The following is a 16,711-nucleotide window of genomic DNA, read 5'->3' on the forward strand; positions in this document are numbered from 1 at the left end:
TACGTTTTTATGCCGTTTGGTTTGCTGCAACCTGATCCATTCGGGTAGCCTCCTGTGTATCGACACAGACTAGGAGAGCAAACCATGGACACCAAAGGAGTTAACGCCGTAAGGCCGCGTTACGGGACCGTACCCGAAGCGGCTGACTACTTGCGCCTTTCTCGCGCCCAACTATACGCGGAGAAGAAAGCCGGACGGATCAAGTTCACCAAATTCGGTAACGCTACTCGCGTCGAATATGATGAGTGCGACCGCTACGCTGATGAGGTCGGCAAACCCGCCCCCGCATAAACGAAACCCGCGCTCCATGGGTCAACATGGGCACGGGGCATTTCGTTTAACAGTCTGTGGCAGGACTTTCTGAAATGTAACGTGTTCTGACCTAAAGCGCAAGCTTGAGGACATGAGCATGAGCTTAAAATATCTCTCAAACGACAAACACAGCGACCCAGAAAACCTGTTTGGTGCCGCGCCGGTGTTCACCCCCGACAACGACAACAACCCGCCGCGTGACCTGCTGCGTGACTGCCCAATTGTGGCCCTGCACTGGTACGGCCTGAACGTGGAGGCAGCGCAATGAGTAGTCTGAAGCCTCCCCAAAACACTCTATGGGTCACGTCTTGGCGTGACCTCCCCGCCCGGATCGGCATGGCAAAATTTGCTGTCACGGATCAATCGGGTGAAACGCGCACGTTCTACGTCCGCAAGAACAAGCGGCGCATTTTGGAAACCTTGATGCGACGTCCGATGTTTTGCGCCAGCCCTTGCAGGCTGTCCCATTTCATAATGGGCCTGCGTGATGAGCAGGGCCTGAACATCGAAACCGAGTGGTTCGACAACGATCCCAAAACCGGACGCGAACGCTACGGCATCTACAAGTTGTTGGACAAGGTGACCCGGATCGACGGGCAGGAAAATGGTGCGTCATGAACGGGCAAGACCTGACTTACAAACTCGGTGGTGTCTGGCGCAATGGGAAGGGGCAAGCGCCCTGCCCTGTCTGCCAGACGGAGCGCCGCAAGGATCAGAACGCACTTTCCGTATCGGAATCGGGCGGCAAGTTGTTGTTGCATTGCTTCAAGGCCAATTGCGATTTTCGAACCATTGCGGACGCGGCCAACATTCCGGCCAGTTCTGCGCAGGTTGATCCGCAGGCCCAGCGGGAGGCGGATCAGAAGCGCCGGGAATACGAAGAAAACAAACTTCGGCAGGCACGCGGGATCTGGGAAGCATCCCGGCCCATCGAACGAACCAAGGCTGAGGCGTATCTACGGGGGCGGGGTATCACCTGCCCCCTGCCGCCGTCCTTGCGGTTTGCACCAGACCTGTTCCACGGCCCTTCCACGTCGTGGTGCATGGCAATGGTCGCGGATGTGACCACCGGAGGCATTCACCGGACGTTTTTCGATAAGCGGGGCAACCGCCTGCCGAAGAATGCCAAGATGATGCTAGGGCCGTGTGCTGGCGGCGCTGTGGTGCTGTCTGAGGCCGTGGGGCCGTTGGTGGTGTGTGAGGGCATCGAGACCGGCCTGTCTCTGTTATCGGGGCTGCTGGACGGCCCTGCGACGGTTTGGGCCACGCTCAGCACATCGGGGATGAAGGCCCTGCGCCTGCCGGATCGACCAAGGGATTTGGTTGTTGCCACTGATGGTGACGACGCCGGGCGAGAGGCTGGCCATTCACTTGCAAAGCGAGCCAGCGCTCAAGGGTGGCAGGTTTCCATGCTGAACGCGCCAGTCGGCAAAGACTTCAACGACATTCTGAAAGAAGGGGGCGCGATATGACAGTGATCCAGCCCAAACCATTTATTGAAGAAGGCCCGCAACCTCTACTGCGGGAAATCCCGCGCGGCGATGAATACCCGGTGGATGCGCTGGGGCCGCTCAAGGGGGCCGTAATGGCAATCCAGCAGGCCACACAGGCCCCGATAGCGATTGCGGCGCAGTCGGCGCTATCTGTGGCGTCTCTGGCCGTGCAGGCGCATGCCGATGTTGAAACCCTGGCTGGGTATTCACCTACGTCGCTATTCTGCCTGACCGTCGCACAATCCGGCGAACGGAAAAGCGGTTGCGACAAGCTGGTCATGAATGGTCTGCGAGAATTCGAACGTGAACAAACAGCCCAATACAAAGAGGACATGGCGGACTGGCAGCTTTCCCAAAAGCTGTGGACCGCCAAGCGTGACCGCCTTTTGAAAGAGGCATCCAGCAGCAAGCCAGACAAGGCATTAGCAGCCGAGGCTGATTTGAAGGCCATGGGTTCAGAACCTGCGCAACCCTTGTCGCCTAAACTGACGGCATCAGAGCCGACGATTGAGGGGTTGGTAAAACTCTACCTTGTCGGTCAGCCCAGCTTGGGTCTGTTCTCGGATGAGGGCGGCGGGTTTCTCGGTGGTCACGCCATGAACTCAGATAACCGCATGAAAACCGTCGCGGGTCTGTCCAAACTTTGGGACGGCGAACCGCCAGACCGAGTGCGCGCGGGTGACGGAGCAGTGACCCTCTACGGACGCAGACTTGCAATGCACTTGATGGTGCAGCCGGTCGCGGCACGGCCCCTGCTTTCAGATCCGATTGCGTCCGGCCAGGGCTTCTTGGCCCGGTTCCTGATAACTGAACCTGTCAGCAATATCGGTGCGCGCTTGAATCGGCCAAGTGCCGAAGTAGCGGATGTAGCGAAAGTAGCGATGGCCGGACGCCTGAACGCACTTTTGAGCCACCCCAAGCCGGTGGATGAAGATAAGCCTCAAGAACTCAAGCCAAGGACGCTGCACCTGTCCAGCGCGGCCAAAGACCTGCTGTTTGATTACTACCGGGCAACAGAACTGTCACAGGGAAATGGCGGCGATTTCGAACACGTCAAATCCTTTGCGTCTAAATCCGCTGAACAGGCTGCTCGGATCGCCGGGGTTCTTACGCTCTGGCATGATGTGAACGCCGGTGAGGTATCAGTTGAAGCAATGGCCGATGCTATCAACCTAGCACAGTTCTACCTAGGCGAAGCCAAGCGACTGGCCGAAGCTGCGATGATAACGGAACGGGTCGAACAGGCCGAGCGCCTACGCAAGTGGATTGTTGACGGCTGGCCGGAGCAGGCGCTGAAGCTGGGTAGAGACGCGAACACAATCCTGCCCCGCGACGTTGTACTGTACGGCCCCAATTCAATGCGAGAAACGGCGCAGGTTAAATCGCTGCTGTCGGTTCTATCGTCTCACGGCTGGCTTCACCAATTAGACGCCGGAACCGTGATTGACGGGGCTAGTCGCAACCTTGCCTTTCGTATCGTCAGGGGGTGAGTCATGGCTGCTTTTTTCGATACCCGCGCCGCATTGGCAAAAATCAAAAATCAGCAGGCTACCCCTGCTACATCCGCTACATCCGCTACACAGGGAGGTAAATCGGGGTCTCATGTAGCGGATGTAGCGGATGTAGCGACCCCCATCGGTCAAAACTCAAAAAATCAGGTGGGCCAACTGTTCCCACCTGAGACGCAGCCGAATAACGCGAAAAGTTTGCGCGAAAATCAGGATCGGAGGTCGGTGCCTGACAAGGTCGGTGTGGGCGGCAGGCCTGTCACGTGGACCGGCAAAGTAGTCAGCCTGGATGAATGGCGAAACCTGCCTGAATGGGAACGGCACGGCCCGAACGGTAGAGTGTGGGACGGGAACAAGCGGGCATGGGTTACAGATGGCGCATGAGGTCATACACCTCTGCAGGTTTTTTACAGACGGTCTATGTCTGTTTTGTAGGTGCATTTCCGGTCGGTTTGTACGCGTGCGACAAGGGGTCATAGCGGGCGAATGAATGACCTATCGGCATAGGCACTCAGACCTTTGTTCACCCAACGCGAGACGACGAAATCTTTACAGGTCTACGGGTGTCTATAATCTGTTGCGAGACAGCATCTTTGCATTTGGATCGAAGTTTATGGATTTTGACGCCTACATTTTGGAAATTAGGGGCAGAGCGAAAGCTTATGCCAGACGCGCAAAGCAAGATACTTTGCTGACAATTGGAGCAATATTTGCTTGCATCTTGGTCTTTGTTAGCTCGGATTTTATAGCCGAAAGCATCGATGACCTGAACAAATCGGACCTAGAACAACTATCGGAAGAAGTTGCGACAGATGCCGTCCGAATAGTTAGGGATAGATTTTTACCAAACCTAGGTCAGGAGGAAAAAGTTGCTCCGCCGTTAGTTGAGCCATTGATTGGGGTAGATGAGAATTCGCCGCTTGGAAAACCGCAGCAGCCGCTTCGAGAAACTATGGGACTTTTCGACCCTCTCCCCGACTACAATGCCGAGATACCCGACCAACTTTACGTTGCAAAGATTGATGCAATAAAAGCATTTGAAATTGCTAAGTTAGAAAACCAACTTCGCTCTGAGATTGAACGAGAGGAAGTTGAAAACCAGTTCCTATCAAATTACGACAAATTCAGCCTCAATTGGTTTGTTGCGGAAAACGACTACAATCTTGGTTTGGAAACGATACAAGCCGAGCTAAATGCCAAAGTTGAGCAAACCAGACAAAAGGAGGCGCTTTTCCAAACAGTCATTTCAATGACAACAAAAATCGGTTCGCTTTTGCTGCTTCTCTGGTTGGTTAGGATTTTCAATTCCAGCCGTCAAAGAAACGAAAATGCATCGCAATTCTACACCGCTCTTGGTGACGCCGCTATCCTGTCGAAGGATGACCCTGACATGTCGTTGATAGATGCTTTGCGTTCGCTCCTTCCACCCGATGCACGAACCGTGGTTAGTAGCACAGCGCCCGCTGAGGATGTCATTGCCATCGCTTCGAAGATTCTAAAGTCGAACTCCTAGTGCGTTTCGTGTTCAATTTTCTAGTTACGAGTTGAGCTAAGACCAGCTAGCTCATGATGGTCTCCTTGAAATTTCAGGGATCAAAGTTTTTGATGATGCTTCAAAGCCAAATGCACGAGTTTGGAGTGATGGCACGACGCGCCGAACTCGTACCCCCTCGTTGAAATCGCTAACCCCCATCAGGCGCGCCGCGCTCTTTTGGTACCCGCTGGCTCTGTCTGAATTGTGTCTGAAAGAATAATTCCACCACATACGGGGAACCCCCAATATCGCGGACACGCATAGTTCGTTAGTTTTGAGTTAACGGAGCAATCACACACAGCTCCGAGACCCCCAGAGCTTGAGGGGCTGGCTTTACCCCCTCGTCCAGCCCCTCGCTCCACCTTACACATTCAACCATTTGTGAGACGGTGGTTTCTCCCCCAACCACCTTGGGTGAGAAGCCCTACTAGTATAGCACACATCCAGTGTCGTGACTTTCCACTATATCAGGGGAAGGTTTGACGTTGGTCGGCCCACGACAGTCTGCTGACATTCCCGATGTTTGACGGAAGCTGCCGGATGTCTGCTGTGGAGCCCAAAGTTCTCCACCTACGCACTGCAGTGAACTTCGGCTTACGAAGGGGATTGACGAGCCAGCGTTCTTAATGCTCGCTTGACCTACTATGATTGAGCACATTGTCGAAACCGTTTCAGGCGCGTCTCCGATTACCGTGGGGTTGATGTGCGGTGGTTTCTTACTATCCATTGCAGCCTGGGCTGAAAAGGAAGCTAACGACGAGATAAAAGCACACCTAATCGAACGAATTGAAAGATTCGTTTCATATTCGACCATCTCAGACATACGGGATATTGTCACCTCAGGCTTCGATGTGATCTTTGGGCGGCACCCCTTTACAATTCGCTTCATCGTTTCATCAACGCTCTTTACGACAGCTTGGCTGGTGTTGATTAGCCTTTTTGTCGCTGCTTACTGGCACACGACCGATAACCTAAGTGAAAGCGAGACTCTACTTTACATAATCAAGGACATTTTGAGCTTCAATTCAGATGCACAATACTGGGTGTTAGTGCCGATTTTGGTGGTGAACTACATCGGAGACTTTCTTTCGATCATTGTAACGCGAATACTTGTTTCCCGTGTCCAAGGCCTCATAAGTCTGCTTGGATTGTTAGTGGTCGATGTCGCCTCCAGCCTCCTAATATACCTCGTAAGCTTCAACAGCGTCATGACGGCATTTGGAGCAAGAACTGTATGGGGGTTCGAAGAGGTGCTTGGAGTCATCTTGTTGAGGGACTCGGATGCTGGTCCGGAGCTACTGCTATCAACGTTTAGCACAACATTCTGGTTTCTTTCTATCGCGCTTGGGCTATTGATCTTACAGTTAGCCAAGCGGTTCTTTAAGTTTCAAAACTACAAAAAGCGGCCCTTTTTTTTCATAGGGTACTTATCGACGATACCCGCTTTTTTATTTGGCACATTTGTTGCTATGGCCTTTTGATTTGTGTGCGTTTGCTCTTGGTTCGGCGTACACCGCCTGAGCGAGGGTTTCGTTGATTAAATCAAAGCGCCAGAGAGGTTTTCTTCGGACCCGTATAAAAGCCGACATTGGAGCAACCGCAGCGAAGTTCCGGTTTGTCCCGCACAACTGCCGTTGGTCCCGTTGGGACAGGCCGCAAGACAGACAGAAGTCGGCGGATGGCTGCTCTGAGCCCAACTTGATCGTCCGATGCGGTGCAGCGAATGACGGGTCACTATTCCTGCCGCCTTGGGCCTCAACCAAAGCGGGCAAGTCGCAGGCTTTACACATCCCGGGTAATCTGTTCAATTTTCGAACAAACTAGGTGGCCGGATTGCCCGGTTTGGGTGGGCGCCGGGCACGTTGGTTTTACGATCAATAAGAGGGAAAGGTTGGGGTGCTAGACGCAGTATTGCCACAATCTACGTAAATTTAAAAACCTATTTAGGACTGTTGAATAATGCGGAAATACTCCGAAAAATCTCTTCTAGATCGTGAAAGGAACGCATTATTAAGGCTCCGCTTAGCCGAAGAAGCTCGTGCCGATCTTGAAACTGAACTGTCATCTCTGCGAGACCGCCAGAGATTTAACTGGAGCCTTTTCGTACCAGTATTTGTTGCCGTGATTGGTGCAACAGCATCCGTGTTCGCAACGGCGTATTCCCAGATACAGCGGGATAAACTAGCGGCCGTTGAAGCTGAAAATGCGCTAAGACTGCAAAACCTAATTGCTCAGCAGGAGCTTATCAAATTAGCTGTTTCCGCTGAAGAGGATCGCGCGGACGCCAACATCGAGTTCCTGGTGGCTTCCAAACTAGTTCCAGCATACGAGAGCGGCTTGGCTTCAGCTATACTTGAGGGAAAGACGCTATCGACTCCTCCGGTACAACCAGCATCAGCGATAGCAGCAGCTCCAGTAAGCGGTAACTTCAAAAGAATCGTCTTGCACTGGACATCGGGATCGTACTCTCTCAGCCAGATCGATCGTCGCGGTGCTCACGAAGTCATCTTAAGTGATGGGACGAGAGTACCCGGCCTATTTCCTCCCGAAGCTAACCTATCGGTTGCAGACGGCGAATTCGTGGCGCATGTGCGCGGAGGTAACCTTGCTGCAATCGGAGTAACGATGGTGGGTATGGCTGGTGCCCGGAATCGGCCATTTGACCGTGGTGAATTTCCAATAACGAGCGCACAAGTAGAAGGGCTATGCAACGCTGTAGTGGATTATTCGCTGCGGTACGATATCCCGATCACGCCTGAAACTGTGCTTAGCCATGCCGAAGTAGAACCCACGCTAGGTATCATCCAACATGGGAAGTGGGATATAACTTGGTTGCCAGATATGGATCAACCGGGTGATCCCGTAGAAGTCGGTAACAGGCTGCGTAAAATGGCCAGTACCGCATTGGCTGCCCCAGCCCGCTCAGATGGCAGACCGGCTCTTTGCGTATTTCAATAGGTGCAATTTCTAACATTCGCCCATACAACGTTGGGTAGACAATTGCTACTCCGGTAGCTTTTTTGACCTCACCCGCGTTTGAGGTGCGCGAATTTTGGTTTTCATTTTTCTAGGGATCTGTTCAGCCAGGCAGCAGGCCCATGGGCGCCAGGATCAACCTTGAGGTGACCGCGCGCCCCGAAGCAGACAAAGGCTCAAGGTCAGCTACGTCCGCACAGCAGACATCGGTGCGCCTACTGGCTCAGGTCACCGACGAGGTCAACCTTGGCTTCTATATAGTCTTTCAACTCTTTTACTGCGTGGACCGCGCCACCCAGCACTGGATTTGCAGCCGCTATTGCGGACTGCAACGAACCCAGAATTGAGTTAATCAGTTTTAAAAGGTACTTGAGAACTTTCCGCACTGGACGCATGAGAAGGCCAGTGAGTTCTTCGCGCTCTGACGCTCTGACAATCTGCTGTGACGATGATGAAAGTGTATTGATTTTGTAGGTGAGGTTTTGACCGCTCAGTCCGTGATTGACTAAAAGGTCTTCGCTGATTTCACTTATTCCTACCTTTATGTCCCCAAAGGCGTTTCGTTCTACCAGTTCGTTGAATGCCGGTCGCAATAATTCGGCGTCATCGTCAAGGATGCCGCCAAAGAAGTTGGGCATCAGTTCGCCGTTCACCAAACCACTCATGAACGTTTCTAACTGATTGCTAAAATCGATCAGGTAATTCCGAGATTTAATAGTGTCTGGTGTGCCTTCAATTTGAATATCAAAAAGCATCTAACCTTCTCCCTTATTTGCAATAACTCGCCCTTCTCAATCTGGACCGAGCAGAAGCTACCTCTAGGTGCCGATATCGCCCACCCGAGTATCGGGCGCAGTCCAGTGCGTGGCCTGCAGCGATTACAGCCGCGCCAATGTCCTGTCCGTCAGCGTAACACACCCCTACCCAGCGGTCATAGGTTCGCTCGCCGCTCAGGTCGCAGGATATCGACTTACCGCGAAGGAAATTGACCACCCAGCGCTTAGCGTCCTGCCCGGATATTGAATCGAGTTCGGGTGCATCAACCCCGTTCAATCTAACCGGCGTCCCATCAACAACAATGGTGTCAGCGTCACGGACATGGAGGGAACCTGCTGCGGCAGACGTGGCAAGTGAAAGGACAGCGGCAGCAAGACAGTACTTCATCAATCAGGGGATCACTCAAAAAAGAAAGGCTTGCTATCGAGGTATTCGGCTAAACACCCGTTAGCAACCCATGTGCACTGAAAGAGTATTCTTCTTTCTTCCCAATAATAACGTGGTCATGGATCTGAATGCCCATAGTGTTGCAGGCATCCTGTATACGTTCGGTCATGAGAATGTCGGAGTTACTGGGGGTCGGATCACCTGACGGGTGATTGTGAACCAGGATCAACGAGCTTGCGTTCAGTTCCAGGGCGCGTTTCACAACCTCACGGGGGTAAACTGGCACGTGGTCAACCGTTCCCTTGGATTGTTCCTCATCGGCAATCAGGACATTCTTGCGGTCGAGATACAGAACACGGAATTGCTCGATTTCACGATGCGCCATTGCGGTACGGCAAAAGGTCACGAGGGCTTCCCACGATGACACCACATCCCGCTTAATCACTTGAGCCTGCGCCATTCTGTGCCCAAAGGCTTCGACAACCCGCAAATGGTAGTAGACCCAATCGTTAGCCCCCTCCACTTTCAGAATCCGGTGCTTTGAGGCCGCAATTACTCCATTCAGGTCACCGAACTCCGCAAGCAGGCGTTTGGCCAGCGGTTTGACGTCAATCCTCGGAATTGCGTTGAACAGCAAAAGTTCCAGCAACTCGTATTCGGGCATCGGGTCATGGCCACCCTTCAGAAACCGTTGCCGCAATCGCTCACGGTGACCCCAATAGTGTGGCCGCTTTGCGCCGTCGTCTCCTTTTACCAAACCACCACCAGCAGTATTCTTGGGTGAAAGGCGGTCACGGTTCACATAGCCTGGAGAATATGCAGGTTCGACGATTGCATCCGGTGGTGGCGTACGTGCTTCCAGATCCTCAAGACCCTTTAAAGCGTCCTCTGAAAAGCCGTTCTGCCCATCGAATTTGACCAACTTGCCGAACCTCTTTTTGTCCCGGCCAATAACCTCTTTCAGTTGGTCTAATATCTGACTTTTCATTGCCGCTTCCACCACTCCAATCCTTCCGTTGAGATTGGCCGTAAGGTGGTTAACGAGCGGTAAATACTAGTGAGGACTGCACCGACAAAACAGAGTGCAAGGTGATCCTGAGTTGCGGAGTAATCCTCACTGCCTTCGAATGGTAGGAGCCAAAAATTTGACAGACTTTGGTTGTGAAGTAGAATGATACGCAACCAATAGGTTGAAATTGTCTTGAACTAAAGCACGCATTTTGGAGTGATACTCAACTAAAGTTTTCCAAGGTAAGAAGTTAATGTTCCGCAAGTTTTTATTTTTCGCATTTGTCTTTCTGGCTGGTTGCTCGGATTATTTTTTAGCAGCAAGGAGCGAGAGTTGTATGGCGATCCCTCTAGTCACAACACACTTAAACCAGAAAACGCAGGGAGTTTGGTCGAAGCGGCTCGAGAAGCAAACATGCTTGCAGAAGCCTATTTTCGCGCTGGAAGAAGTTCGCAAAAGGCTCAGGATGTTGTCAGCGGTGCTGTAATACTCACGGCTGCGTCAGTCGTAGCGGGAGGGGTAAAAGGTGCGTCTGACACTGCCCTTGCCAATCGTGGACTGGCGGCAGTTGGATTGCAGCAAACTGCCGCCAGAGGTTTGAACAAAACCTCTATCGAGAGCATTTATGACGGCGCGCAAACATTAAACTGTGTTGGTGGTGTAGCAACAATCTACTCAAAAAACTCAAAATATGCTGATTCCAAAGTTGCCGCAGAAGTTACACTTGCCGTCATCCGCGAAGTTCGCATAACAGTATACCGTGGCTTGACACGTGAACTGGCGGACTATTCCACGTTTATCAATGCATTCAAAGCATCCTTGCCGGGTGAACAAGGAGTAGCGGGCACGCGTCAGAGGTTCTCGGTAAGAGATTCCACAGCAACGCCAGAAGATTTGCTTGAATACCTAGGCAAATTGAAAGGTTGCGTGACTCACCAAAAACTTAGCTCCGCCAACGATCCCAAGGAATAGCTGCACACAAAGCACAAGACTGAATTGTGTGTTCAAGGCTCCCCCTCGATGACTAGCCAGGCATCGTCAATTCTTTCGCCTGCATCAGTTGGGAAACCGGGCAGATTGGTTTTCATATACCTAATCAATTCATCAAGATGAATGTAACTGTTCGTCCCGCTTATGTCGTCGTCAGGGCCAGCAATGCTCTTGGTCAAATTTATGCAGCCAATAGTTGCTTTGAAGCCAACCCCTCTGTGGATTAGGATTGCAGTGCGTTTTCCTGTATCGTGGACATAGACTCCTGGTCTAGGTCGACCATCACTCTTGTAGTCAATTGTGTGATATTTCGAAGTTGAAAACCCATGAGTACCTAGCTGGTATGTGCCTTCTTGTATTCTTCTGGAATTCGAAACGCCTGAGCTACTGTTGTCCCCAGGGCCTCGCGGCTCCACGGACGCCCCTGTCATATTTGGCGATGTAATTGGAATACCATCCAGAAAGCACTTGTACTCTCCGACGGTTCGATACCTACGCCCTGGACCTGAACCTTTAGATTGAGTTCGTTTTCTTTCAATCAGTATTACGAAACCACTTTGCGGAATAGTCATTTATCACCCCTAAACAGCTCTATAGTAGATCAAATCAAAATAACTCCGAATATCGTGGTCTAGTTTACTGCGTGGGTCAAACAATAGGTTGTTCTGTCCACAGTGATGGAAAAAACCTGTTTAATCAGCGGGCAACCCTACTGAAGCAATGGAAAGTCGGCCCTAAAATCTAAGGAAATCTCCTAGTTTTACAGTGATGTTTTGGCACCGCACAGTTACCATACGTTCACGACTTGTTCTTGCTTTGTATGGGGTAATATGATACCGTTAAATCAGGTAATAACGGGGGCTTGCGATGCAGGCGGCGCAGGAAGAAAAGCAGGATATTCGGGCAAAGGCCGAACGCATATCGCTCGCGCGTGAATTCGGCCAGGACAAGTTCGAAGAACTGGCCGGTGACGCCGCAGAACTGATCTGCAGCGGGTTGGTCCAGTACTGGCGTCTGGACGGCACTATTGGCATTTTCACTCTGAGCCATATCCAGAACGTTTGGCATGTGGAGGCACACTTTTCGGGCGATACCTGCGAATGCCCCGATGAAGACCTGAAAGCCATCGTCAACGCCTTCTGGGACGAAGAAAAACCCGAGTACATCACGGCGGTTAGCCCCACTGACTGGCCCAATATCTGGCTACATCAGCAAGTGGGTTTTCAGCAAACAGGTGTGCTGCCCCTTTCGGATGGCCCTGCAATCATGTGGGGGTGGCGCAAATGTCATTGACGGAATCACGGATCTGCGGCGCAAAACTGCGCGACGACACCCGTTGCATGAATGAACCCATGCCAGGGAAGACCCGTTGTCGCCTGCACGGAGGCGCATCAACAGGAGCAAGGACTGCGGCGGGCCGCAAACGGCAATCAGAGGGTGCAAAAGCTCGCTGGGCAGAAATCAACAAAGCACTGGCCCTGATGGAAACCATGGGCCAGGAATCGAATGAGGTAAGGCAATGACGGGCACCAACAAGCAGCCGGGTTTCGTCTTCGGGGGCGATACTGGCGTATCGTATGATGATTTGCAGCGGAACCGTCAGGTTGTGAACGCCCTTATGGCGAACTCAAACCGGATGCCGCAAAACCTTGGCGAAGGGTTACACGCTATCGGCAACGCCCTAATGGTGCGCGGACTGAGCAAGCAGATTGAGCGCAGCCAGGCACAGGGCCGTGAGAAAGCTACAGGTCTCATTGCTGCAGCCCTTTCTGGGCGACAGCCATCTAACCCCACTTTCGGCGTCTTCGATTCATCGAACCCCGGCGCGGGCGCTTCTTTCGCACGGCCACGTTCCGAAGCGCAGGAAATCGGTGACGCGACTATGGCCGCCCTTGGCAAGCCCGACGCCATGTCGATGCAGGGTGTGTTCGAAAGTTTGGAACAGCAGCACGGCCTGCCTGCCGGGTATCTAACCCGTACGGCGCAAATTGAAAGCGGCGGGAACCCACATGCTCAGAACCCGAAATCGAGCGCTGGCGGAATGTTCCAGTTCATCGACAGCACGGCACAACAGTACGGATTGGCGGATAAGACAGACCCACACGCATCGGCACGGGCTGCGGCGCAACTGGCAGCAGACAATGCGGCCCATCTGCGCGAAGTCTTGGGGCGCGACCCCAGCGCGGGTGAGCTATACCTTGCCCACCAGCAAGGCGCGGGTGGTGCGGCTAAGTTGCTATCCAATCCCAACGCAAGCGCTGCAAGCATTGTGGGGGATCAGGCCGTCGCCCTAAATGCCGGTGGTGCAGGTGTTACCGCTGGCGACTTCGCAAATCAGTGGGTCAACAAGTTTGGCGGCGGTTCTCCGCAACCCGCACAACCTCATCAGCAAGACTACAGCGCCTTCTATGAGGCGCTTTCAAGCCCATGGATCAATCAGGGTCAGCGGGCCATGTTGATGGCGGAACTAGAGGACCGCAGGGCAGCGGATAGCAAAGCCTATGACCAGTGGGCGCAGGCAAATGACCCGCTGCGTCAGATGCAGCTAAAACGCGCTCAGATTGAGCTTGAGCAGATGCAGAACCCGCAGCCAGACAAGACTACGCTAATGCAGAACTATGACGCTGCTGTTGCTGGTGGCTATGAGGGCGATATCGTTCAGTATCAGACGGATATCAAAAAGGCTGGTGCAGCTCAGAGCAATATCACCGTTGGTGGTGGAAACGCGCCGATTCCTGCATATCCAAAAGCCCCGAACGGGTTCATGTACGTACGCGACCCGGCCACGGGGCAAGTTGTCCTGAATGAGCAGGGTATCGCGACAATGGCCCCGATTGTTGGCGGACCAGAGGATACAAGCGCAGCAGATGCCAAAGCCGCGCAGGCAGCGGCGCAGGCAGAAGCCAATCGAAGCAGTGTAGTGGTGGAAACCTCGCAGGAAATCCGAAAGATGCTAAGGAGTGGCGGCTTTTTCGACCTTCCCGAAGTCGGGGTCATTGGCAGCAAGTTGAGGCATATCAACCAGGAATCGGCAGACATGGCCGGGATGCTCGAAACCCTTAAGGGCATGGTGGTGTTCGACCGGCTGGAAAAGCTCAAGCAAGCCAGTGCAACCGGCGCAAGCGGACTTGGACAGGTGACCGAAAAGGAAATCGACCTCTTAGGAGCCCAACTCGGTGCACTGAAACAGGACATGTCCGAGGAGCGCCTTCTCAGCACGCTAGATACCGTTGAGAGTGTATTCGGCAAGCTGTCCACGGAGGCAGAGGCGTACCTTATGGGCCGGTCTGCGGACTTGCCGACTGGAAACACGCAGCGCCTTCCTTCGAAGCAAGCGGCGGGGGATTTCAACTTTACCACCATGGAAGTTGGGGACCTGAACAATATCGACATAGACAGTTTGACGCCTGCCCAGCAACAAGCCCTGTCCCTTCGCTATCAGGAGTTAGGATTTTGAGTAACGACCCAATCGCAGCCCTCAAGCTGCGTCAGTTGAAAGCGCGGCAGGCAGCAGCCCGACAGGCGGCGCAAAACCCGGATATTCCGTCAGGGGACGGCTCTACTGTCGCCCCTTATGACCCGTCTTTGTTTGAACGGGCCATGACCGCCCTGCGGCAAAGCGGGATGGTGCCCCGTGCCAATATCCGCGACTTCGAAAGCATCGGCGCAGGTGTCCGCAGCGCGGCAGATACAGCCCTGTTCGGGTTCGGTGATGAGGTAAGGGCCTTGGGGGAAACTCTGGGTCCGGTGGCATATGGGATGCCGCCCGGTGTCATCCCACACGCGACCGACAGCTTTAGTGAAAACCTTGCCGAAGAACAGGCTCGTTCACAGGCGGCACGGGCTCACCATCCGACCGCTTCAACCGTTGGCGACGTGGCGGGCATTGCAACCGGCGCTGCCGGAATCGGCAAAGCTGGGCTGAGTCTGGCGGCTAAGGCTTCGACGCCGGGTAAGGCGGTTGCGGGTTCTATGGCTGATGGATTCGGATATGGTTTGTTGGCTGGCGCTGGTCACACCGATGGCGACCTGACGGAACGCGCAGAAGGTGCCGCCTTAAGCGCAGGCATCGGCGCGGCCACCGGCGGTGCTGCTGCAGGTGCCCTTTCTGCCGCCCCTGCCGTCAGTGGATACATCGCTCGCAGAGCTGGTAAGCCAGTTTCTCAGGCACAGGCCCGTATCGCACAAGCTCTGACACCGGAGACGGCGGCAATACTGGATGACCTCGGCCCCGAGGGGATGTTGATCGACGCCATGGGCGAACGTGGGCGCGCTCTGGGACGTGCAGCGGCCAATGCTAACCCCGAAGCCCGCGAAATGCTGGAAAGCGCCTCAGCGGCCCGTATGGCGGGTCAGAGCGACCGCTTGACTGATAGCCTTCTGAAGGCATCGCGGATGGATGCGCCGCAGTCGGTTGATGATTTGGCTCACGGCATCCGCCAAAAGACCAAACCAGGAATTGACGCAGCCTATAACGAGGCCCGCTCTTTGGGCCACGATATCGACCTGAACGCCTTTGATAGCTTAGCCAGATCCGGTATGGGCCGTACTGCCTTTGAGCGGGGGCAGAGCCTTGCCCGTGACCGCATGGTGGCTGAAGGCATTCCCGGCGATCCGTCCAACTTGGCGATACTGGATGGAGCTAAGAAAGCCTTGGATGACATGGCCCGCCCCTCTCTTGGGCAAGGTCCGACAAACGAACAGGCGATTGCTGGGATGCTGTCAAGGCAGGTTCGCGAACGGATTGATGACCTGATGCCAGAGTACGGGGGCGCAAGGCAATTAGCAGCCAGTGCCAGAACCCGAGAGAATGCCGTTAATATCGGCGCAGAGGGTGCAAAGCCGCGTGTGTCGGCAGACTATGCCCGCCGTGCAGAAAAGGCAGCAGTTGCACACCCTGACGAAGTTGCACAGGGCTACGCATCGGGCAAGATAGACCAGCTACAGAACCGCAGGGACACCCCCGGCGTTGTAGACAGCCTGTTTGGCCCACGTCGCCAGCAGGACGCCATGCAAGCCGCTTTGGGGCCGGAGGGGGCCGCTAAGGTTCAGAAGCAGATTGCCAATGAACGCACCTTTGGCAACACGCACCGGGCTTTGACGGGTAATTCCACCACGGCCCGCCAACTCATTGAGCAAGGTCTGTTGAGTGGCGTCGGCGGTGGTGCGGGACTTGCCACAACTGGTGACATTCAAGGTGCTGGTGCCGGTGCTGCGGCTATGCTGGCTGCACGTCACGGTGGCGGGGCATTTCTCAGGAAGGCCACAGCGGGCCGAGAGGCGCGTGTTGCCCCTGAGATTGTCAAAGCGCTTATGGGGTCGGGTTTGCCTGCCAACCTGCAAAAGGTAGCGGCTCAGGCCCCCAGCAAGGTCAGGGACATGATTGTCCGCGCCCTGATGCTGAACGGAGTCGGGCCTCAGCTAAGTCCAGAGTAAAGTATCCAGGCCCCGTATAGCGCGGGGCCTACAATCCCTCCCATCGCACCAAGCGCAATGAATCCATACCCCAGCCAAGACAGTTGATTTTCGGTGTCACGCAGAACGGTCAAGAACGCCCAGCAACCCAGCACAAGAATGGACGCGGATGCCATTGCAACGCAATACAGTTCGAAAATGGAAAGGTCAGCAACTGTCATGCACTCAAGATGGTCCTTGGCAGATGGCCTGTAAAGCCCGCAGGGGGAGTTAGCTCCAAATTACCCAGCAATTTCAATGGCAGTTCCCG

General features: G+C 54.0%; 18 protein-coding genes. 14 read left to right on the forward strand and 4 right to left on the reverse strand.

Translation table 11 applies throughout. The features are described from left to right. Positions 1-84 precede the first annotated feature (84 nt). From ACR0IK_RS09510 to ACR0IK_RS09550, 9 genes are all read left to right on the forward strand, one after another. Positions 85-291, forward strand: coding sequence for a helix-turn-helix domain-containing protein (locus ACR0IK_RS09510; RefSeq protein ID WP_480641304.1), 207 nt, complete (start codon positions 85-87; stop codon positions 289-291). Between the two features lie 118 nt (positions 292-409). After that, entirely contained in the window at positions 410-580 is a 171-nt protein-coding gene (locus tag ACR0IK_RS09515) for a hypothetical protein (RefSeq protein ID WP_480641305.1), read from the forward strand. After that, positions 577-930 carry a hypothetical protein gene (locus ACR0IK_RS09520; RefSeq protein ID WP_480641306.1) on the forward strand — a complete coding sequence of 118 codons (354 nt, stop codon included), beginning with the start codon at positions 577-579 and terminating at the stop codon, positions 928-930. The genes ACR0IK_RS09515 and ACR0IK_RS09520 overlap by 4 nt, the downstream gene beginning before the upstream one ends. Then, complete coding sequence (locus tag ACR0IK_RS09525; protein ID WP_480641307.1) at positions 927-1,784, forward strand: DUF7146 domain-containing protein; 858 nt, start codon at positions 927-929, stop codon at positions 1,782-1,784. The genes ACR0IK_RS09520 and ACR0IK_RS09525 overlap by 4 nt, the downstream gene beginning before the upstream one ends. Next, complete coding sequence (locus ACR0IK_RS09530) at positions 1,781-3,295, forward strand: YfjI family protein (protein WP_480641308.1); 1,515 nt, start codon at positions 1,781-1,783, stop codon at positions 3,293-3,295. The genes ACR0IK_RS09525 and ACR0IK_RS09530 overlap by 4 nt, the downstream gene beginning before the upstream one ends. Before the next feature lie 243 nt (positions 3,296-3,538). Continuing rightward, positions 3,539-3,697 carry a hypothetical protein gene (locus ACR0IK_RS09535; RefSeq protein WP_480641309.1) on the forward strand — a complete coding sequence of 53 codons (159 nt, stop codon included), beginning with the start codon at positions 3,539-3,541 and terminating at the stop codon, positions 3,695-3,697. 229 nt (positions 3,698-3,926) lie between these two features. Beyond that, entirely contained in the window at positions 3,927-4,826 is a 900-nt protein-coding gene (locus ACR0IK_RS09540; protein WP_480641310.1) for a hypothetical protein, read from the forward strand. A gap of 665 nt (positions 4,827-5,491) precedes the next feature. After that, entirely contained in the window at positions 5,492-6,328 is an 837-nt protein-coding gene (locus tag ACR0IK_RS09545) for a hypothetical protein (protein ID WP_480641311.1), read from the forward strand. 478 nt (positions 6,329-6,806) lie between these two features. Continuing rightward, a complete protein-coding gene (locus tag ACR0IK_RS09550; protein ID WP_480641312.1) occupies positions 6,807-7,805 on the forward strand; it encodes a hypothetical protein in 999 nt (332 codons plus the stop codon). 233 nt (positions 7,806-8,038) lie between these two features. Here ACR0IK_RS09550 and ACR0IK_RS09555 read toward each other — a convergent pair whose 3' ends face one another. Genes ACR0IK_RS09555 through radC form a run of 3 tightly spaced genes read right to left on the reverse strand, consistent with a single transcriptional unit; the run spans position 8,039 to position 9,975 of the window. Then, positions 8,039-8,578, reverse strand: coding sequence for a hypothetical protein (locus ACR0IK_RS09555; RefSeq protein WP_480641313.1), 540 nt, complete (start codon positions 8,576-8,578; stop codon positions 8,039-8,041). A 13-nt stretch (positions 8,579-8,591) separates the two neighbouring features. Next, complete coding sequence (locus tag ACR0IK_RS09560; RefSeq protein ID WP_480641314.1) at positions 8,592-8,987, reverse strand: thermonuclease family protein; 396 nt, start codon at positions 8,985-8,987, stop codon at positions 8,592-8,594. A gap of 49 nt (positions 8,988-9,036) precedes the next feature. Next, complete coding sequence (gene radC, locus ACR0IK_RS09565; protein ID WP_480641315.1) at positions 9,037-9,975, reverse strand: RadC family protein; 939 nt, start codon at positions 9,973-9,975, stop codon at positions 9,037-9,039. 354 nt (positions 9,976-10,329) lie between these two features. On the opposite strand from radC, the gene ACR0IK_RS09570 reads away from it, so the two are divergent. Next, on the forward strand, positions 10,330-10,968 hold the full coding sequence (locus ACR0IK_RS09570) for a hypothetical protein (RefSeq protein ID WP_480641316.1): 639 nt from the start codon (positions 10,330-10,332) through the stop codon (positions 10,966-10,968). Between the two features lie 32 nt (positions 10,969-11,000). On the opposite strand, the gene ACR0IK_RS09575 is transcribed toward ACR0IK_RS09570, so the two are convergent. Next, positions 11,001-11,558 carry a DUF5675 family protein gene (locus ACR0IK_RS09575; RefSeq protein ID WP_480641317.1) on the reverse strand — a complete coding sequence of 186 codons (558 nt, stop codon included), beginning with the start codon at positions 11,556-11,558 and terminating at the stop codon, positions 11,001-11,003. Positions 11,559-11,853: 295 nt separating this feature from the next. Between ACR0IK_RS09575 and ACR0IK_RS09580 the strand changes: the two genes are divergently transcribed. From ACR0IK_RS09580 to ACR0IK_RS09595, 4 genes are read left to right on the forward strand one after another with little or no spacing between them, the layout of a single operon-like run. Beyond that, the gene (locus ACR0IK_RS09580; RefSeq protein ID WP_480641318.1) at positions 11,854-12,279 is read left to right on the forward strand and encodes a hypothetical protein; all 426 of its coding nucleotides are present in this window, start codon (positions 11,854-11,856) and stop codon (positions 12,277-12,279) included. Next, positions 12,270-12,509, forward strand: coding sequence for an HGGxSTG domain-containing protein (locus ACR0IK_RS09585; RefSeq protein WP_480641319.1), 240 nt, complete (start codon positions 12,270-12,272; stop codon positions 12,507-12,509). The genes ACR0IK_RS09580 and ACR0IK_RS09585 overlap by 10 nt, the downstream gene beginning before the upstream one ends. Continuing rightward, positions 12,506-14,443 carry a transglycosylase SLT domain-containing protein gene (locus tag ACR0IK_RS09590; protein WP_480641320.1) on the forward strand — a complete coding sequence of 646 codons (1,938 nt, stop codon included), beginning with the start codon at positions 12,506-12,508 and terminating at the stop codon, positions 14,441-14,443. Before ACR0IK_RS09585 ends, ACR0IK_RS09590 begins: the two co-directional genes overlap by 4 nt. Then, positions 14,440-16,422, forward strand: coding sequence for a hypothetical protein (locus ACR0IK_RS09595; protein ID WP_480641321.1), 1,983 nt, complete (start codon positions 14,440-14,442; stop codon positions 16,420-16,422). Before ACR0IK_RS09590 ends, ACR0IK_RS09595 begins: the two co-directional genes overlap by 4 nt. Positions 16,423-16,711 lie beyond the last annotated feature (289 nt).

This window comes from Ruegeria sp. BF7 (assembly GCF_056538605.1).